This is a genomic window from Pseudomonas sp. NFX183, from assembly GCF_047943075.1.
Taxonomy (GTDB): Bacteria; Pseudomonadota; Gammaproteobacteria; order Pseudomonadales; family Pseudomonadaceae; genus Aquipseudomonas.
The window spans coordinates 5,395,662-5,415,566 of record NZ_CP181333.1 but is presented as its reverse complement, the minus strand read 5'-3'; the positions used below and the strand labels follow the sequence as shown (position 1 = coordinate 5,415,566).

10 protein-coding genes are annotated in these 19,905 nt (G+C 58.5%); 5 read left to right on the top strand and 5 right to left on the bottom strand.

Translation table 11 applies throughout. The features are described from left to right. The first annotated feature begins 30 nt into the window (after positions 1 to 30). The gene (locus ACM530_RS25425; RefSeq protein WP_416365124.1) at positions 31 to 1,653 is read left to right on the top strand and encodes an ATP-binding protein; all 1,623 of its coding nucleotides are present in this window, start codon (positions 31 to 33) and stop codon (positions 1,651 to 1,653) included. A gap of 138 nt (positions 1,654 to 1,791) precedes the next feature. Continuing rightward, positions 1,792 to 6,459: a hypothetical protein gene (locus ACM530_RS25420; RefSeq protein WP_416363457.1), complete on the top strand. Its 4,668-nt coding sequence runs from the start codon at positions 1,792 to 1,794 to the stop codon at positions 6,457 to 6,459. Between the two features lie 53 nt (positions 6,460 to 6,512). On the opposite strand, the gene ACM530_RS25415 is transcribed toward ACM530_RS25420, so the two are convergent. The 5 genes from ACM530_RS25415 to ACM530_RS25395 all read right to left on the bottom strand — a co-directional run bounded on the left by ACM530_RS25415 (position 6,513) and on the right by ACM530_RS25395 (position 13,080). After that, a complete protein-coding gene (locus tag ACM530_RS25415; RefSeq protein ID WP_003217591.1) occupies positions 6,513 to 6,890 on the bottom strand; it encodes a response regulator in 378 nt (125 codons plus the stop codon). Between the two features lie 78 nt (positions 6,891 to 6,968). Beyond that, positions 6,969 to 8,162, bottom strand: coding sequence for a hybrid sensor histidine kinase/response regulator (locus ACM530_RS25410; RefSeq protein ID WP_106579185.1), 1,194 nt, complete (start codon positions 8,160 to 8,162; stop codon positions 6,969 to 6,971). Next, entirely contained in the window at positions 8,156 to 8,755 is a 600-nt protein-coding gene (locus ACM530_RS25405; protein WP_416363456.1) for a chemotaxis protein CheB, read from the bottom strand. The genes ACM530_RS25410 and ACM530_RS25405 overlap by 7 nt, the downstream gene beginning before the upstream one ends. Then, positions 8,752 to 9,582: a CheR family methyltransferase gene (locus ACM530_RS25400; protein ID WP_177410116.1), complete on the bottom strand. Its 831-nt coding sequence runs from the start codon at positions 9,580 to 9,582 to the stop codon at positions 8,752 to 8,754. The genes ACM530_RS25405 and ACM530_RS25400 overlap by 4 nt, the downstream gene beginning before the upstream one ends. Next, the gene (locus tag ACM530_RS25395; RefSeq protein WP_416363455.1) at positions 9,583 to 13,080 is read right to left on the bottom strand and encodes a response regulator; all 3,498 of its coding nucleotides are present in this window, start codon (positions 13,078 to 13,080) and stop codon (positions 9,583 to 9,585) included. A gap of 276 nt (positions 13,081 to 13,356) precedes the next feature. Between ACM530_RS25395 and ACM530_RS25390 the strand changes: the two genes are divergently transcribed. The 3 genes from ACM530_RS25390 (at position 13,357) to ACM530_RS25380 (ending at position 19,793) form a co-directional block, all read left to right on the top strand. Continuing rightward, positions 13,357 to 17,484, top strand: a complete 4,128-nt coding sequence (locus tag ACM530_RS25390; protein ID WP_416363454.1) for a hypothetical protein — start codon at positions 13,357 to 13,359, stop codon at positions 17,482 to 17,484. A gap of 215 nt (positions 17,485 to 17,699) precedes the next feature. Further along, positions 17,700 to 18,065 (top strand): response regulator, encoded by a 366-nt coding sequence (locus ACM530_RS25385; RefSeq protein WP_416363453.1) that lies wholly within the window; start codon positions 17,700 to 17,702, stop codon positions 18,063 to 18,065. 327 nt (positions 18,066 to 18,392) lie between these two features. Further along, positions 18,393 to 19,793, top strand: a complete 1,401-nt coding sequence (locus ACM530_RS25380; RefSeq protein WP_416363452.1) for a DUF1254 domain-containing protein — start codon at positions 18,393 to 18,395, stop codon at positions 19,791 to 19,793. Positions 19,794 to 19,905 lie beyond the last annotated feature (112 nt).

The window sequence follows — 19,905 nt, the reverse complement described above, 5'->3', positions numbered from 1 at the left end:
GCCTCCGAGCGCGCGATTATCCTGGCGCCAATGGGTCGCGACGGCTCACTGGCGCTGATGATGCTGAACGAAGCTGGCTACAGCGGCATTGTTGCCAGCAACCTGGCAAACCTGTGTGAATTGCTGGAAGAAGGCGCCGGTTTGTTGGTGATCGCGGCGGAAGCGTTGCGCGGCGTGGATCTGGAGCCGTTGCTGGAGCACCTGCATCAGCAGCCGGCGTGGTCCGACTTGCCGATCGTGCTGATGACCCATCACGGCGGCAGCGAGCAGAACGGTTCGTCGCACTTGAGCGGGCTGCTGGGCAACGTGACCTTTCTGGAGCGCCCCTTCCATCCCATCACTTTGATCAGCCTGGTGAGCGCGGCCCTGCGCGGCCGACGCCGGCAGTACGACGCCCGCGACCGCTTGATTGACTTGAGCGAGAGTGAACTGCGCCTGCAACGCACCATGGAAACCCTTGAGCAGCAAGTCGAGGAGCGCACCGCGCAACTGCGCAGCAATGAAGAAGCCTTGCGCCAATCGCAGAAGATGGAGGCCGTGGGTCAATTGACCGGCGGCATCGCGCATGACTTCAACAACATGCTCACCGGGATTATCGGCAGCCTGGAGCTGCTGCGACGGCGCATTGCGCGCGGCAAGCTCGATGATCTGGATGGCCTTATCGACCTGGGCGTGACCTCGGCCAACCGCGCGGCCGGGTTGACCCATCGCCTGTTGGCGTTCTCCCGTCGCCAATCGCTGGATTCCAAGCCCGTGGGGATCAACCAACTGGTGACCTCCATGGGTGAGCTGCTGCAACGCAGCATCAACGAAAGCATTGCCCTCGACATGCGCCTGGACGCTCAGCTCTGGACCGCCGAAGCTGACCCCAATCAACTCGAAAGCGCCCTGCTCAACCTGGTAATCAACGCGCGCGACGCCATGCCGGGCGGCGGCAAGTTGGTGGTTGAAACCTCCAACCGCCACCCCGACAACGTGTTTACTGCGGCCTACGGCACTTTGAAGCCCGGCGACTATGTAGAGCTGAGCGTCAGCGATACCGGCTGCGGCATTCCAGAGCACCTGATGGGACGCGTGTTCGATCCGTTTTTTACCACCAAGCCCATCGGCCAGGGTACAGGCCTGGGGTTATCGATGATCTATGGGTTTGCCCGCCAGTCCCATGGCCACGTCACCATCCACAGCGAAGTGGGCAAAGGCACCACGGTAAGCCTGTTCCTGCCGCGTTTTGTCGGTGAAATGCAGGCGCCGGAATACCTCAATCCTGCGTTGACGCCCTATGCCAATGCGGGTGAAACGGTATTGATCGTCGAGGATGACCCGGCGGTACGCGTGCTGGTCAGCGCCGTGCTCAAAGAGTTGGGTTACGCCTTTGTCGAGGCCGGTGATGCGGACACAGCGCTGCCGATCATCGAGTCCGACCAGCGTATCGACTTGCTCATCAGTGACGTTGGCCTGCCGGGCATGAACGGCCGGCAAATGGCGGAAATTGGTCGGCAGATCCGCCCTCAGCTCAAGGTCCTGTTCATCACCGGTTATGCCGAACACGCGGCGGTGCGCGGTGGCTTCCTTGATCCTGGGATGCAGCTGATCACCAAGCCATTTACCTTTGATTTGTTGACAGCGAAGGTGCGGGAGATGATTCAGGCGTGAGCCAGTGACTGCACGTTTCCGCAATATCTGGTGGCTGACAGGCCGGAACCGGCATTGAGGGATTGGACACGAAGTTTCAAATCGCGACGCATGAAAGGTGCCCGTGGTTAACCTGAAACTTACCTCACGAGTCCCATCATGATCGCTTCGCGCAATGTTAATCCCCTGCATCAATGGCCGCTGACTGCGGCACCCGAGCCCCCCACAATACGCCGGCCACGGTTGGCGGATCGGCAGAGCAACCCGGCGGCCCCGCACGCAGCCGACCGTACGCAAGTCGAAGGCGACAGTGAGCTGGCAGGGTATCTGGCGCAGACGCTGCGCACCGCGGCAAGTACCGGACGACTGGGCGACATCGACCATCTTCCGCCCGCCTCTGCCTTCGGCCAATGGTGGTCACACCTGCACGATTTGATGAAGAGCCCGCACTTTGTCAGTTGGGCAAAGCGTCAGCAGATTGATCTTTCAAAGCCTATCGAGATCAATCCCCGAGACAACCTCATCAGCGCGTTCGTTAGCGGTCAGCGCAAACCCTTTTCAGGCTTTGAGCATGGCCATCTCTGGACCTCGATGATGGCGCCGATCATGCAGGCGGCAAAAGCCCTGACGTCAGACTCTGGCTATATTCTCAGCCCCTCAAGTAGCACATCGGCGCCTTACCGGGCGGTCGCGGACTTTTATGGCGAAGCCATCACTGGGCAAACCCGGGAATCCGCTGAAGCCCGTGCAGCACAGCTCGAAGCGGCTAAAGCGTTCACCCCTTCCCGGTCCAGGCCAGAACGCTCTGCGCAGGTGCTGCAACACGAACGCGCCAAGCTGGCCAATGCCCATGACCACAGCAACGTGGCCTTGAAACTGATCGCTATCATTCAGGAAATCGACGATTTATCCGAACAGTGGCTATACCGCACCACCAAAGATCCCCTGGACAGCTTGTACCTGCCACCCGCGTATGTTCAAAGCCGGATTGAGCAACTTATCCGCGACAAAATGAGCAGCACTCACATCACGTTGCATGCCGATTCGCCCATCAGGTTGTTGCAGGCGGCCCCCACGGTCAGCCTGGACACACACCTCAGCGACAACGGCTGGGACAGGCCCCGCAGCCGTGACGAACTGTTCAACCTGGGACGGTTACTGACAACACCAGCCCTTTCCCAGCTTCCAGACGGCAATCTCGGCGGAGCCTTGTCCTGGCCAACGCCATTGAGTGATGACGATTGCCACAACCTGAGAAATTCCCTGCGCCAGAACACGCTGGGGCTCAGTGGTCTGCAAGATTATGACGAGGGCACCGGTGCACTCGGTTACCTGACGCGCAACCAGCGTTTTGCCCCGTCCGAACTGCATGACCCGCGGCGGTTTATTCAAAGTCTTCTCGCTACGCCTGATGCCCAGGCGCTGGGGCTGGCGCTGCAGGAAAAATTCAATGGCGTCTCGACCCCGCAGAGCCTTAACGACTGGACGCTGGCAGCCCTTGGCGCGACCCTGGATAAAGAATCCGAGGCAGCAAACACTTGGGCGCCTGCCAGAACCGGCGTTGCCGGTTTTGATATGGCCGGTCATCAACATTGGGGCCAGCATCCTTCAACGGTGGTTGCGGGGCTGGAGACGCACTTGGTTTCCACGGGCCGTGCCAGCGCCGAGTTAGCACCCGTTGCGGCCCATCTGTTGCTGTCACGCCGAGCCCCTGCTTTTTTGGTCAACGACATTCCCGACAAGGTGACGTGTGGCTCACACACCTGGGTCAGCTTCAGTACGGCGGTAGCGCGCCTTGAGCGCCAGGCGCCCGGCTCAACGGCGCGTATGACCTTTGCGCAGGTCATGCAGCGAGCCGACCTGGCACCTGTTACCGACCAGGACCGGCAGGTTGAACGCAGGGCGCAGCGCGATGCACTCAAAGATTGGGGGGTTGCCCAAGGCTTGATCGCGCTGAACACCCTGGATGACTACACCGACGAGCAGATCAACCGCGTCTCTGGCGCCTACAGCGCGCGAATTTCAGCATTGGGCCAAGCCTCACAAGCCCACTCGACCGCAATGCCCGAGCGCAGGGAGATGGCGCTGAAGGAACTCGAGCGTGTGTATGGTGACCTGCCCTTCGAGAAAAAATGCATTAACCCACTCGATCAGAGTCGCGACTTCCCCGGCCCGTACTCGGTGCTGGACCTTTACCTGCACGGGCAACTCGAGGCAACGGCATGGACGTCATCGTCCGGTGAGGTCGACACACGCACGATTGCGGGCCATGTGAACAATCTTTCCGACATCAATGCTCTGTTCAACACTGAACTTCAGCGCTACTTCCATGCGGCAGAACAGGCGACGAGCACGCACGTCAAACACCTGATCGCCACACTGCCTCTGGAAGATAGAAAAGCCATCGAGTACGGGAAAGTGACCCTGCTCACCGAGCACAGCATCACTCATACCGCCTTCAGCCAGAGCCGTGTCGAAACCAAAGTGCCCAATAGCCTGCTGCTCAAAACAGAGCTCGACGGCTTCGTCACTGTTTATGAAGTCAATGTAAGAGACAACTGCATCCGCCGGCGAGACGAGCTCGAAGACCACCCGATCGGGCGCCAGACCACTGAAGCTGATAAGTGGCGCTATTCGAAAATGCTGCTGGAGGTTAAACCTTCTGGCCGTTACTCGGCGCATGTCGCCGAGGAAAACCATCGAGCGGGCACACCCGACAGCTTTGCCAGCGAAAGGACCCGCTACATTGCCGACGCCCTGGTGCAAGACCTGAACATTCGGGCGCTGGAGACTGAGGCGCGGGGTGTGACGACGTTTGACACCGAGGTGCCGTTCTACAAAAAAGCCCGCGAATTCATGCTGAACCTGATTCCCCTGCGCTCGGCAGTCCAGAATTTTCGAGCCGGCGCGGTGGGTGACGGCATCCTTGATTTGGCGTTCGACGCCTTCGGGTTCGTCGTGGGCCTAGGCGTTGCAGCCAAAGGCGCCAAGGCCCTGCAAGCAGGTACCAGCGCGGCGGCCAGGCTGGCCCAGGGCGTGAAGATCGTGGGCCGTGCTGCACTGGGCGCACTCAACCCGCTGGATGGCGTGGGCGGCCTGATTTCCCGTACCGCGCGTGGCGTGCAAAAAGGCGGGCTGCATGCCTACAACACACTGCGCGGCAGTGCCGACAGTTACAGCCTGATCCATGCAAGTCGACATTTTGAGGCCAGCGCAGTGGGCACCTTCAAACTGGGTGGCGCCATCGCTGAAGGGCCGGCAGTGCTTCAACGTGGCAAGTGGTTTGCCTTTGATACGCTGAGTGGCCAGCCGTACGGCAAGGCTCTGGAGGATTTTCAACCCTCGATCAGGGCCAGCGGGGAATTACACGAGGCTCAGCAGATGGCCGGTGCAAGCGCCTGGCCCGCTTGGGTTGAACAACAGAAAAACGGTGCAGACAGCGTGCAGTTCAACCATGGGTATACCCAGATCGACCCGCTGACGATCAGCGGCTATCACGCCGGGATGAAATCCGCCGAAGTGATGGCGCTTGCGCGCGCGCCTGGCCGCACACCGGCCGAGGTCGGCGCCCTGGTACGCCAGCGCGAGCGTTTGGCGGTGCAGCACAGCTTCAGCGGGGTCAATGCGTTTTACCAGCACATCAGCGTGGGCGGCGGCACGTTCACCCCTGTTCCTCAACTGTTCTATCTCAGCCAGACCACCCCGCTCAGCAAAGGCCAGTGTGCGGCAATGTCGCGCGTCATGGCGACGGCCATGGAGCAAGGCAAGCACACCCGTTTCGCCGCCAATTTGTTCAGCGCCGCGGCCAACCCCACCGCCGCCGAGTCCAGGCAGTTCGTGGCGAACCTGACGCACATTCAAAAGCAACTGGATACACCCACGCAGTTTCATGCCGGTGCGCCCGTTCGCAAAATGGGCTATGCCCAACTGATGGATGAAATCGCTGACGCCAGCGCCCCCAAAATCATGATGATCGGCACCGCCGACCACGCGATGATGATCGGCACGCAGGGCGAAGGCGTCGCGAAGCGGTTTTTTTATTACGACCCCAACTACGGCCTCGCCGAGTTTGCGAGCGCTGGCGCCATGAAGAAGAGCCTGGGCAAGCTATTTACCGACAAGCACCTGCCGTTGCCCTATAAAACCGCGGGCAGCGACCCGACCAGGCTGGAGTTCAACGTCAGCACTCACAGTGATGCGTGGAAAAAAACCAACCATATTGCTGACGCACATGTTCAGTCGCTGCTCGACGACGCCCTGGGCGCGAAGCCTTCAGTCGCTGATGCGGCTGTGCAACCACCGTTCAAACCCAATAGCGCCAGTAAGCCCGCCGTGCGAAACGTTGAAGTGTTCATGGCTGAGGCGAAAACCCTCAATGACCCCACCAGCATCCTCAGCACCAACGGGCTCGGTGACTGCTCGGCACTGGTGGTGCTGAGCGATCTGCACAATGGGGTTTACCGCAAACGCACCTTGGTGCACTTGAACGGCAGCAATCTGGAGGCGCCTGTGGGATCTGAGCACAATGCCTTCGCCCTGCTCCAGCAGTTGGACAGCGCATTGGAGAATGGCGGCAAGGTCATTTTTGTCGGCGGCACGGCAACCCGCTCACCGCTGATGGTCGGCAGGGTCATAGGCCAAGTCGACAGCAACGGTAACAAACCGTTGTTATCGATCCTGCAAAAGAACGATGTGTCCGTGACCTATGCCAGCTCCGTCGGGGTAGAAGTCTATCCCGATGGCAATTTCAAGCTGCGCGATGATGAGGGGGCAGGCGTCTTTGACCGCTCAAAGATCAACGAAATACTGGACTGGGCGCGCGACTGAAGCCGGTGAATGCTGCCAGAGACGGTGATACACGTCCCTGGCACAACCCGTACTCAAGCCAACAATCGCTGGATATGCTCCTGCAGCGTATCCAGATCAAACGGCTTGGCCAGGATCGGCGCGTTGCGCGTGATCGGGCTGTTGCAGTCGAGGATTTCCTGCGGATAACCGCTGATAAAGATCACTTTCAATTCCGGTCGCAACTTGATCGCCGGTTCAGCGATCTGCACACCGGAAATCCCGCCCGGCAGGCGGTAGTCCGTGACCATCAGGTCCAGGTGCGGCTTGGTCGCGAGGATTTCGAAGGCTTGCTCCCCATCAATTGCCTTCAGTACTCGATACCCCAGCCCGGCCAGGTATTCACCCAGCACGAACATAATCGATTCGTCGTCCTCGACGATCAGAACAACATCTTGTGCATCTTCACTCATGGGAAGCCTTTGTCCGGTCAATTGCTGCAGTTACGACCATTGGGTCACGCAGAGGTTGCGTCGAGCTGACGATAGATTTCACGCCGGCGTCTCAAGGGGCAGGCACACCCGAAACAAGGCGCCCTCGCCTATCTGGCTTTCTACCTCGATGGTGCCCCCGTGGGCCGCCACGATCTGCTCGGAAATAAACAGCCCCAGGCCCAGGCCAGCCGCCACATGGCTGGCAGAAACGCGCTCGAACTGCTGGAAAATTCGCTTCTGGTTGTCTGCGCTGATGCCGATCCCGTGATCACGCACCTCAACCCTTGCCTCACTATGCTCGGTATACACCCGTACTTCCACCGGGCTTTTGGCCCCGTAGCGCAGCGCATTGGTCAGCAGGTTGGAAATCACCTGCTCGATGCGGAACTCGTCCCAATTGCCTTCTACCGGCCCTTGAACCTCCAGGTGCATCGACGACTCGGCGGCGGCCACTTGCGGCGCGAAGTTTTCCACCAGGTTGTGCACCAACTGGGTCAGGTCAAAGCGCGCCGGGCGAATCGACAGCTTGCCGGTGCGGATGCGTGACACATCGAGCATGTCTTCGATCAGCCGAATCAGGCTTTTGATCTGCCGCTCATCGCGATCGACCATGGCGTGCATCTTGTCCAGGGTGAACGCGGCGGCGTTGTCCCGGGCCAGGTGCATTTTGCGCAGTTGAGTCTCCAGGATCAGCCCGTTGAGCGGCGTACGCACCTCATGGGCGACGATCGACATGAAGTCGTCACGCATGCGCACCGCCTGCTCCAGCTCGGCCTGGGTGGCCTGCAGGCGTGTCAGCAAGAGTTCCTGCTCACGGCGGCTGCGTTCCAGCGCTTCGACCTGCAGCTTCATCGCCTTGCTCTGGCGGTACAGGTCGACGAACACGTTGACCTTGCTCTTGACCGCATGGATATCCAGCGGCTTGTGCAGGAAGTCGACGGCGCCGCTTTCATAGCCCTTGAAGGCGTAGTTGAGTTCACGGCCGGCGGCGCTGACGAACACAATCGGGATATTTTTGGTCTTTTCGGTGCCGCGCATCAGTTCGGCCAGCTCGAAACCATTCATGCCGGGCATCTGCACGTCGAGAATCGCCATGGCGAACTCGTGCTCCAGCAACAGTGACAAGGCCTCGTCGGCGCTCAATGCCTTGTAGACCTGGCGGTCCTCGCGCTTGATCAGCGCTTCGAGGGCCAGCAGGTTTTCCGGCAGATCGTCGACGATCAGCAGTTTGGCCTGGACGGTACTTAACATGGGGAAGATTCCAGCAAAGCCAGCAACGAGCCAATTTGGCTCAGAGTCAGAATATAGTCAGGTGTGTGCAGGGCCAGGGCCGCCAGCGGCATCACGGCGATGCGTGCATCCTTGGGGTCTTGTACAACGGTCGTCCCGCCAGAGCGCTTGACGTGCGCCAGCCCGCGGGCACCGTCCTGGTTGGCACCGGTCAACAAAATGGCCAGCAGGCTTTTGCCGTAGGCATCGGCGGCTGACGCAAACAGATAATCAATGGAGGGCCGCGAATGGTGTACGCGGTCTTCCTGGCTCAGGGACAGGCTGCGGTCATGCTCCACCGAGAGGTGATAACCGGGCCCGGCGAAATACAAGGTGCCCGCCTCGATCACTTCTTTGTCACGCGCTTCACGCACCGGGATTCGCAGGCGCCGGGCAAAGACTTCCGCCAACTGGCTGCGGCGTTCGTCCGGCAGGTGCAGCACAGCGACAATCGGCAAGCCAAAGCCCTGGGGCAATCCGCCAAAAATAGTCAGCAACGCCTCGACGCCGCCAGCAGAAGCGCCGACGACGATGGCTTCAATCCCGACAATCGGGTTGGCTGCAACGTCGGTCATGATTTGCGGTAGATCCGTTCCTGCTTGACCAGGGGTTCGAACTGTTTGCTGTAGGCGGAAAAATCCAGGGTTTCCTTGCTGCCCAGCACCAGGAAGCCGCGATGACACAGCGACTCGTGGAACAGTCCAAACGCTCGATCCTGCAATTTTTTATTGAAGTAAATCAGTACGTTACGGCACGAAATTAACTGAGTTTCTGAGAATACACTATCGGTCGCCAGGCTGTGGTCGGCGAAGGTCACGTTCTCACGCAGGGATTTGTCGAAGATCGCGTAATCGTAGGCCGCGGTGTAGTAGTCGGCAAATGAACGCTGTCCGCCGGCCTGCTGATAATTGGCGGTGTAGGCGCGCACGTTCTCCAGGGAAAAAATACCTTGCTTGGCTTTGTCCAGCGACGCCGGGTTGATGTCCGTGGCGTAAATGATCGTGCGCTCCAGCAACCCTTCCTCACGCAGCAGGATCGCCATGGAGTACACCTCCTCGCCCGTGCTGCAGCCGGCAATCCAGACCTTGATCGACGGGTAGGTTTTGAGCAGCGGCACCACTTCCCGGCGGATCGCCAGGAAGTGCGACGGGTCGCGAAACATCTCGCTCACCGGGATCGTCAGGAACTGCAGCAACTGCATGAACGCTGACGGGTCGTGCAGTACGCGCTCCTGCAACGCCGAGATCGTGGCGCAATCGAACTGGCGCAAGGCATGGGCCACGCGCCGTTTGACCGACGCACCGGAATAGTCGCGAAAGTCGTAGCTGTACTTGAGGTAAATCGCCTCAATCAACAGGCGCAGCTCAATATCGCTGCTTTTATCCAAAAAACGTTGCTCCACTTAAATACGTTCCATCTTCGGTAGCCAGACGCGAATCAGCGAGAACAGGCGGTCCAGGTCAATCGGCTTGGCCAGGTAATCGTTGGAGCCCGCCGCGAGGCAGCGTTCCTGATCGTCCTTCATGGCCTTGGCCGTGACCGCAATGATCGGCAGCTTTTTCCAGCGCGGATCCTGGCGAATCAAGGCGGTTGCCTCGTAACCGTCCATCTCCGGCATCATCACGTCCATCAGCACCAGGTCGATGTCGTCAACTTCATTGAGTTTGTCGATGGCTTCACGGCCATTACGCCCGATCACCACCACCGCACCTTTGTGCTCCAGGGCGCTGGTCAGGGCGAAGATGTTACGCACATCGTCGTCCACCAACAGGATTTTGCGGCCCTCGAAGACCTTGTCGCGGCTGCGGGCGGTCTTGAGCATCTTCTGGCGGTCATGGGACAGCTGGGATTCGACTTTGTGCAGAAAGAGTGTCACTTCATCCAGAAGGCGCTCGGGTGAGCGCGCGCCCTTGATGATGATCGAGCGCGAATACTTGCGCAGCTCGGCCTCTTCATCGCGGGTCAGGTTGCGTCCGGTGTAGACAATCACCGGCGGGAACGAGCAGATGTCCTCGGTGGCCATGCGCTTGAGCAGCTCGTTGCCGAGCATGTCCGGCAGCTTGAGGTCGATGATCATGCAGTCGTAGACATGGGTGCGCAGCAGGTCCAGGGCGGCCTGGGCGTAACCGACGTCGGTGATTTCAATGTCATCGTCGCCGATCAGGCGGGCAATGCTGTCACGCTGCAAATCGTCGTCTTCCACCAGCAGCACGCGCTTGACCTTTTGCGTCAGCTTGGCCTCCAGGCGCGCAAACACGTCCTTGAGCTCTTCGCGGGTGGTGGGCTTGACGGCATAACCGATCGCGCCCATGTGCATGGCGGCTTCGACGCGGTCTTCGACGGAGATCACGTGCACCGGAATGTGGCGGGTACTGGCGTGTTCTTTCAGACGTTGCAGCACGGTCAGCCCGGAATGGTCAGGCAGGCGCATGTCAAGCAGGATCGCGTCGGGGATGAATTCCTCGGCCAGGCTGTAGCCTTCGTCGGCACCGTGCGCCACCAGGCAGTTGTAGCCCAGCTCGTGGGCCAGGTCGAACAGGATGCGCGCGAAATTCGGTTCGTCTTCCACCACCAGAATGCATCGGGTGGTGAACGGCGCTTTGTCGCGGTCATCGGCAAACCGCGGGATCTGTTTGACGTCAGCCACCGGCAGCGGTGAGACCGCCACGGGCTTGGGCGCAGGGGCCGCTACGGCCTGGCGCGGTTGCTCGACAGGCGCAGCGCCCTCCTCGCGTTCGACGTACTGCTCTGGCAACACCAGGGTGAACACACTGCCCTTGCCCGGCTCACTGCTCACGCTGATATAGCCGCCGAGCAGCGTCGCCAGGTCGCGGGAGATCGACAAGCCCAGCCCGGTGCCGCCGTAACGGCGGTTGGTGGTGCCATCTGCCTGGCGGAACGCTTCGAAAATGCTTTCCTGCTGGTCCGGGGCGATGCCGATGCCGGAGTCGCGCACCGTAAAGGCAATGCCCTCGCCCGGCGCGCGGGACACCGACAGGCTGACTTCGCCCTGCTCGGTGAACTTGACCGCGTTGGACAGCAGGTTCTTGAGGATCTGCTCCAAACGCTGGCGGTCGGTGAACATCAGCGTCGGCGCATCGGCCTGAACCTCCACCTGGAAACCCAGCTTGCGGTCGGCGGCCAGCGGCTCGAACATGCCGCGCAGGCCGTCCACCAGGCGTACAACGCTGGAGTTTTCCGGGCGCACTTCGAGTTTGCCGGCTTCCACCTTGGAAATATCCAGGATGTCGTTGATCAGGTTGAGCAAGTCATTGCCCGCCGAATAGATCGACTCGGCAAACTTGACCTGCTCGGCGCTGAGATTGTCCTGCGGGTTTTCCGCCAACAGTTTGGCCAGGATCAACGAACTGTTCAGCGGCGTGCGCAGCTCGTGAGACATGTTGGCGAGGAACTCGGATTTGTACTTGCTGGAGCGCTGCAGTTCTTCGGCGCGGTCTTCGAGTTCAAGCTGGGCCTGGTTCAGCTCGACGTTCTTGCGGTCCATGGCGTCGCGCTGCTCGGCCAGGGTTTGCGTCTGCTCGGCCAACTGCTCGTTGGTCTGCTCAAGTTCGGCCTGCTGGGTTTCCAGGTGGGCCTGGGATTCCTTGAGAATGCGCGACTGTTCTTCGAGTTCTTCGTTGGCGGTCTTGAGCTCTTCCTGCTGCACCTGCAGCTCTTCGTTGAGCTGCTGGGTCTCGGCCAGCACTTCCTGCAGGCGCTGGCGATAGCGCGCAGCTTCGATGGAGGTGCCGATATTGCCGGCAATCAGCTCCAGCAGTTCGACGTCACGCTCTTCCAGTGGGCGCAGGAAACCCAGTTCGATCACGCCGTTGACGCGGTCATCGTCGCTGGTCGGCATCACCAGCACGCTGCGGGTGGCCCCTTCGCCCAGGCCGGAACTGACCTTGAAGTAGTCCACCGGCACATCGTCCAGGCGAATCAGACGATCGAGCTGGGCGGCCTGCCCAACGATGCCTTCGTCGCTGTAGATCGACTGCTCCTGCTGTTCCTGTTCGCGGGAGAAACCATACGTGGCCACACGCTTGAGGCCACCGTGTTCTTCACGCACATACAGCGCGGCGACCGCCGAGCCCATGTACTGGGCAAAAAACTGCAGGATATTACGGCCCAGCATGTTCAGGCTGAGTTGCCCCAGCACTTGTTCGGCCAATTCGGTCTGGCCGTTGCGCAGCCAGGCTTGTTGTTCCAGGCGTCGCGCAATCGTCTGTTGTGACGCGAGGTTTGCGCTGTAACTGTCTGATAAAGCGATTAAATTTTTGCGGCCCACATAGGCAAGGAAGCCGCTCAGACCGAGCACAAAGACCAGGTACAACGTGACGCTGACAATCGTAGTACGGGTGACGTCCTGGTTGCGGGTCACACGGAACTGCTGCTCCATGTCCACCGCGTTCGCGTATTCCTGGCGAATCGCGTCGGTCAGGCTCTTGCCACGGCCGGCCTTGACCGCGGCGCGGTAGTCACCGCTCTGGCGCTGCAGGTCAACCATCGATTGGGCGTATTTGTTCCATTCGACCTGCATGGCCTCAAGACGCTTGAGGCGATCCACCTGTTGCGGGTTATCCGCCACCAGCTCCTGCAAATTGCGCAAATCGCCAATGATCCGCGGCTTTGCGACTTCATACGGGTCCAGGAAATGCTCGTCGCCGGTGATCAGGAAGCCGCGCAGCCCGGTTTCCAGATCGACCGTCAGCTTCGAAGACTCATTGAGGTTATTGATGACCCGGTCGGTGTGCTCTACCCACTGGATCACTGACAACAGGTAGCTGATCAGCACGACGAAAAACACCGCGCTGACCACGCCCACGCTCAAAGGTAGGGCCACGTTGCGGCTCAGGAGTTTACGAAAGCTCTTTTCATCGACAGACGACGCGGGAGTCATGGGCATGCCTTGGCCAGGAACGGAAAAACTGGGAGTTTGCCCGAATATCGACGGCCAAGGCTATGTTTCTGCATTGATTTGAGCTGACTTCCTACGCTCTAGACGTGAATTTCCAACGGATTCTGTCCGAATTCATCATTTCATTTACACAAATAAATACAGGTACGTGGCGCTGTTCTGGAACGAAATTTCCTCGTTTCAGCACTCAGGTGTGCGCCTCAGGAACACGGAAGATCTTTTGGGAAGGCGTCTTTTTAACCCAGCAAGGTAAACCAGATGACCAACACGAATGCAGTACAGCAAACCTTCAGGCCACAGTTGGCGCCGATGGCCAAAGCGCCTATACCGGCTGCGCTGAACGCCGCGCACGGCGCCGCGAACGATGACGTAACGCTGCTCGCCGAATATATCGCTGGCCTGCAAAACAAGTTGAAAGGCGTCGATGAAAAGATCGAGGTGCCAAAAAACACGCTGTTGGGGCAGTGGTTGACCCTCTATCACACCCAGCTTGAGCGTCCGGTTGTACAGGAGTGGATGCGCCAGCAGCACATCGATCCCGCCACCGTCAGCATCGTTGCCAGCACAGGCGTGTTGCATGCCACGGTCGATGGCGTAGCCAGAAGATTTACCCTGAGCGACACCCCGGGCTGGAAAGCTATCGCCGAGCCAATATTGGCAGCGGCGCGCGTTATAACGCCCACGCCGGAAACCCCGTTGCACCTGTCGTTCGAGAATGGCGTCCTGAAGGTGCCTCTGGCGGTGGTCGGCGATTTTTATGGCCAACCGCGCATCGACGATGACGAGGTTCAGACAGAACGTGAAATCAAGATATTGATCGCCACCAAGCGCTTGCGCCCTATCTCTGCAGGCGACCCGTTGCGACCTGCCGCGACCCGCTCTGCGCAGGCCCTTGCAGATCAACGTTTAAGTGCTGAAACGTTTTATGCCGCCAAACCCCAGGACAGCAGCGCCACAGCCACCAGGGTACAGACCAAAACGGTAAAACACCTCATAGCAGACAAGGCAGACCTTTACGATTTGGCCGTCAAGCTCCGGTACGCGGCCACCCAGGGTGATGGCCAGCCTGCTACCCCCGCCCAGATCGAATACAGTTTGAACAACGAACGGTTAGTCCCTTTCGTAGGGTCGTCATATGCCATGGCGCAAGGCCCGGCGCCAACATTGGCAGTAGCGCTGAACGACCTCGGCATTGCTCTTCCGCGGACCATGGAAGAGCTCAATGCGTTGGCGAACACATTGGAGCAGCGGTCGCTATTGAGCCCGCTGGGCAATCTGGGCGGCGCACTGTCCTGGCCAATCCCGATGTCGCAAACCGATCAACAAAAAATGTTGGATTTCCTCTACAGCGCCGAGCCCGGTGCGCCAGGCGGGGCATTGTCACCTGACAGCCAGGCGACGCTCGGTTACTTGATCAGAGGCAGTGCGTTGACGGCGAGAGATCTGCAGGACCCAGAAAAGGCCCTGCAAAAACTGCTCGACACCCCCAGGGCCCAGGCGTTGGGTGAAACCCTGCAAACGCAGATGAAAGGCGCCTCCTCGGACACCAGTATCTATGACTATCTATTGACCGCGCTCAACCTTGGAATGGATCCCAAGTCGTCTGTTTCGCGCGAACGCAACGTAGTGGGCGAATTTGACCTGGCGGACTCACAGCATTGGGGTCATACACCCTCCTCGGTCATTGAAAGCCTTAGCGAGCATCTTGTCGCCACCCAAAAAGCAACGGTAGATACCGCTAAGCTCGCCACTCACCTGTTGCTAGGCCATACGGCACCGCAGTTTCTGATTAAAGATATTCCCGAGAACCTGACCGTCGGCAGCCAGGCGTGGGCTTTCCTGTCGATTGCAGCGGCAACTATAGAAGCCGAGCGACCTGGCGCTGTGAGGCACATGACGTTCGCCGAGGTCATGCTGGAGTACAACGCCTCCAAAGGCCGATCGCCCGCCACTGAATACGCCCAAAGTACCGCGCTGGTCGATTGGGCTGTCGCCAACGGTGTGATCGCAAAAAGTGCTGACGACAACTACACCTCGGCCCAACTTGACAGCATAAAAGCCAGCTTCAACCAACAACTGGAAGAACGACTCTCCGGTTCCAAAATGCTCTACGAAGCAATCCCTACACGAAAAGAAATTGCGCTGGCCCAATTAAAGGAACGCTTCGGGGATCTTGGTCCGGTATTCGAAAAGAAAGTACTGGGTACTGATAGTTATCGAGGCACCGCGGACCAAACTGGGCTGGTCGGCCGACATTCGATGTTGGATATCGCCATGATGGACCTGCCCAATCCACGACCTTTCAAGTCAGACGACCCCAGCATCCCATTGGAGCAGCTGAATGCCACCCCGATAGTGGGTGTGCAAAAAGCCTTCGAGGAGCAGTTCACCAAAGCCATCTGGAATAAAAAGACCGGGATTAACGCGACGATCAGGCACATGATCGCGCAGCTTCCACTCGAAGACAGACAAAACCTGGAGTTTGGAAAAGTCACTGTATTTGAAGAGAGTTCACATCGGCTGGGCACGGGTTTTTTACCCAATAACACAGAGCACCAAAAACAACCGGGGCTGTTACTCCGAACAGAACTGAATGGTAAGTCTCAAGCCTACGAAATCAATTTAAATGACAGCACGATCAAACAGATCAATCTGAGCCGGGCAAAAACCAAAGTGTCGAGAGCAGCGAACCTGGTGTCTGAGACTAAGGAAATCACGTTCAACCACCACGTGCATGACTTGGGTACCGAACGTGGCGTGCTGGCGGCGCCTATGGATAGCTTTAACAGCATTCGATCCAACCTGATTGCCAGCGCATTTGTCGAGCATCTCGAACTTGATGACCCCAGCATCAAAGAAGAAGCCCGCGGGCAAACCACCCTGGATGAGTTACAAGGCGGTCCCAAGCCACTTGACGAATTTTTATTAAATCTGATCCCGTTCAGATCAGCCATTGTCAATTTCAATAGCGGTAACTACGGTGAGGCAGCCCAAGACCTCACAATGGATATATTCGGCTTTCTCACTGCCGGCGCTGCAGTCGCAGGCAAGCTGATCAAGATCGGTCGCTCAGCGCTGTCCATTGGTTCCAAGGTACTGAAGGGCACCCGAGTCATCGGCGCCGAAGCCATTTCCCTACTTAACCCTTTCAGTGGTTTGAGTGATGTGGCGGCGCAGGGAGGCAAACTGCTGCTGAAAGGCGGACGTTACGCACTGAACAAAAGTCTTGAAGCCGTTAACAAACTCAAAGGGGCTACCGGCAGCTATGACTTGCTTAAAGCCGCGAGTAAAAGTCAGGGTATAACAGCAACGGGCACCTACAAGTTTTTAGAGCAAAGGGTGGACGTGGGTGCGACCCTGCAAAACAATAAATGGTATGCACTTGACCCCATCAGCCAGAAGCCCTTTGGGCAACCGCTGCTCGACTTCAAACCCGTCACTGTTGCTGGGAATGGTGAGATAAACCACAACTTTCTTAACTGGTTGTCCACGTGGGTGGCGCCAACCCCCCGGACCCCTAATCTTCGCGAAGCGTTTAAGAGGACCATAGAGGACGTCAAGCTTAACGATATCGCTGGTTACAACCGTGGCTACGCAAACCCAAAGGGCCAAACCATAGACGGCTACGACCCCTCCATGAACGTGCTTGACCTTAAAGAGTTGGCCATCCTCCCCCGCCGAACCCCCGAAGAGACAGGCGCACTGGCCAAACTGATAGAAGATCTGCAGACCAAAAACAGTCTTGAGTACGCCAGGATATTTAGCGAAGAAATAACAAAGGCAGGCGGTAAAGCCACCGGTATGCCGCAAAACTTCTACCTGGCTTCAAACGACCTTACGTCATCAGGAGAATGTGCTGCGTTGGCCAACACCATGGCGTTGGCTATTCAGTATGGTAAAGAGCGTGTACTGATCGATAATTTCTTCAAAGCCAGCTTAAATTCCATCGACCCCACCATTGCTGGTTTCCGCCGACAACTGAACAGCATGCACCAAGTGCTTAGCGTGAACTTTCACGGCACCAAACCGGTTTCCCGGCTAGCGTACACCGACATTATTACTGACCTCAGTAATAGACCGACATCAACCACCTTCAAGATCAGCACCCAAAATCACGGGCTTCTGGCGGGCGTCATTGTCAATAACAACCAGAAGGAATGGTTTTTCTTTGATCCCAACTTCGGCCTGGCGAAGTTCCCGGACGAAGCTTCAATGCGCCGGGGTCTGGACGCTACCTTGAATAGCGGCTGGAGCGCCGGCACGCTTCAACCGGTCGCCATTAACCGCGGCATTCCGGAGTACGACGTCAGCACCTTCAATGACTTCGACTTTCTGGCGACGGTTCCTTACAACAACCCGTTCGCACTGTTCAATACCGCGCTCTGACCCACCTGTGACGCCCTTGCGTGAATGGCACTGTTGAACGGTGCCATTCACGCATCACGTCATCCCCCGTGCCACGGACTTGCACGCGACATTTGCGCCCATTCCCTTCACAATGCCTGCACCTACGGAACTTGCCGAGATTGACGCGACTCATTAGAGAATGGTCTTTCAACCGCCAAAGACCTGCCCATTTCATTTTTTCGGGAATTTTGATTATGTCCGCCACCCCCTCCACCCTCCTTGTAGTCGAAGACGACGCCATCGTGCGCATGCTGATCGTCGATGTACTCGAAGAATTGGAGTTCACAGTGATCGAAGCGGCGGACGCTGAAGAAGCTTTGAAGGTGGTCGAAAACACCGCTCAGGTGATCGACCTGATGATGACCGATGTCGGCCTGCCCGATATGGACGGTAAACAACTGGCCGCCAAGGTGCGTGCGCTACGCCCTGACCTGCCAATCCTGTTCGCCAGCGGCTATGCCGAAAGCATTGACGTGCCGTCCGGCATGCAGGTGATTGGCAAACCCTTCTCGATCGATCAATTGCGCGACAAAGTCAAATCAATGCTGCCCCACGCCTAGTTCCTTATCGGCCTCAGGCCGCCTGATACGGGCGGCCCTTGAGGCCTCAGCGTCATTCGTCTTCCCTTGGCACTCCAGCGCTCATTTGACTGAGCCACTCGCGCGTCAGGGATTTGCTGCTAGCTTCAATCGATATCATCCGTGAAGGCCCGAGCGCGTCATCGTCAACACCTGTGTCGAACCGCAACAGACAGGGGCGTGCCAAGGCGATGATTGGCCTCAGTTGACCTGGTTTGCAGGGATTAACGTGACGTTCGGGAAATAAAACTGGAAACTCGTCGCCTTCAACTCCCGTCAGTCAAAAGAACTCTGGAAGGACGCAACAACATGATTGGAAAACCGACGCGCCTGCTGTTGGCGAGCCTCTCGATATTCATGAGCACCGGCGCCTGGGCTGACTTCACGGCAACCCCCGCCGAAGCGCGGGCGATTGCCAAGGAAGCCTACCTGTATGGCTACCCGGTCGTGGCAATGTACAAGACGCTCTACACCCAGGCCGTCGATAAAGGCGGGGCCAATTTCAAGGCGCCGTTCAACCATATCGGCAACACCGCGCAGGTGTTCACCCCCAAGGACACGGCGTTCGCCACACCGAACTCGGACACGCCCTACTCCTTCGTATGGATGGACCTGCGCAAAGAGCCGTTGGTGTTGACCCTGCCCAAGATCGAAGACAACCGTTACTACTCGGTGCAGTTGATCGACCTCTATACGCAGAACATCGCCTACCTGGGCACCCGCAGCACCGGCAACAACGGCGGCCACTACATGATCGCCGGCCCGGACTGGAAAGGTCAGCAGCCGGTTGACGTGGACCGCGTGGTGTACAGCGAAAGCAATATCGCCTACGCCCTGTACCGCACGCAGCTGTTTGATGAAAAGGACTTGAACAAGGTCAAGCAGATCCAGAACGGCTACAAAGTGCAGCCCCTGAGCAGCTACGTGAAACAGCCTGCGCCGGCTGCGGTGCCGAAGATTGAATGGCCCAAGCCGATGGCCACAATGACCGAAGGCCCCCAGCTGTTTCGTTACCTGAATTTCATGTTGGCCTTCGCGGCCCCTCAGGACAGCGAAAAAGACCTGCTGGCGCGCTTCGCCAAGATCGGCATCGCCCCGGGTGCGCCGTTCAAGGTCAAGGACTTGACCGCAGAACAGCGCAAAGCCCTGGAAGACGGGATTGCCGACGGCCGAGCAGAATTCGCCGCCTTCAAGAAAGACAAAATCGACACCCACCAAGTGACCAGCGGCGACCTGTTCGGCAGCCGCGACCGCTTGAAAAACAACTACATGTACCGCTACGCCGGTGCGGACCTGGGAATTTTCGGCAACTCCCCCGATGAGGCCATTTACCTGAGCTACTTCGTCGACAGCGAAGGCAAACCGGCCAATGGCGCACGTCACAGCTACACCGTGCACTTTGACAAGGACCAACTGCCGCCCGCCGAAGCGTTCTGGTCGCTGACCATGTACGACGCCAAGACCAAGCTGCTGGCACCCAACCTCAAGAAGCGCTACCTGATCAATTCGCGGATGTTGCCCAACCTCAAACTGGACGCCGACGGCGGCCTGACCCTGGCGTTGCAGCACCACGAGCCACCGAAAGCCGAACAGAACAACTGGCTACCGGCACCGCCCGGCCCGTTTTACGCAGTGCTGCGCATCTACCTGCCCAAGCCTGAAGCGAGTAACGGCCAATGGAAATTGCCACCGCTGACGCCGCTCAAATAATCCTCGGCTAACAGCAACGTGCCCGTTCGCCCCCGGTTTGCGACCGGGCACGCACCTTCCGGATCTTCCAAGCGCTTGCACCAGGCACTCCAGCAAGACCGCGCCCTCCCTC

Excerpts from the sequence above, each read along its gene's own strand:
- ACM530_RS25415 (WP_003217591.1), bottom strand. The coding sequence starts at position 6,890 with ATGAGTGAAGATGCACAAGATGTTGTTCTGATCGTCGAGGACGACGAA.
- ACM530_RS25410 (WP_106579185.1), bottom strand. The coding sequence starts at position 8,162 with ATGTTAAGTACCGTCCAGGCCAAACTGCTGATCGTCGACGATCTGCCG.
- ACM530_RS25405 (WP_416363456.1), bottom strand. The coding sequence starts at position 8,755 with ATGACCGACGTTGCAGCCAACCCGATTGTCGGGATTGAAGCCATCGTC.
- ACM530_RS25380 (WP_416363452.1), top strand. The coding sequence starts at position 18,393 with ATGATTGGAAAACCGACGCGCCTGCTGTTGGCGAGCCTCTCGATATTC.
- ACM530_RS25390 (WP_416363454.1), top strand. The coding sequence starts at position 13,357 with ATGACCAACACGAATGCAGTACAGCAAACCTTCAGGCCACAGTTGGCG.
- ACM530_RS25425 (WP_416365124.1), top strand. The coding sequence starts at position 31 with ATGGGTCGCGACGGCTCACTGGCGCTGATGATGCTGAACGAAGCTGGC.
- ACM530_RS25385 (WP_416363453.1), top strand. The coding sequence starts at position 17,700 with ATGTCCGCCACCCCCTCCACCCTCCTTGTAGTCGAAGACGACGCCATC.
- ACM530_RS25420 (WP_416363457.1), top strand. The coding sequence starts at position 1,792 with ATGATCGCTTCGCGCAATGTTAATCCCCTGCATCAATGGCCGCTGACT.
- ACM530_RS25395 (WP_416363455.1), bottom strand. The coding sequence starts at position 13,080 with ATGACTCCCGCGTCGTCTGTCGATGAAAAGAGCTTTCGTAAACTCCTG.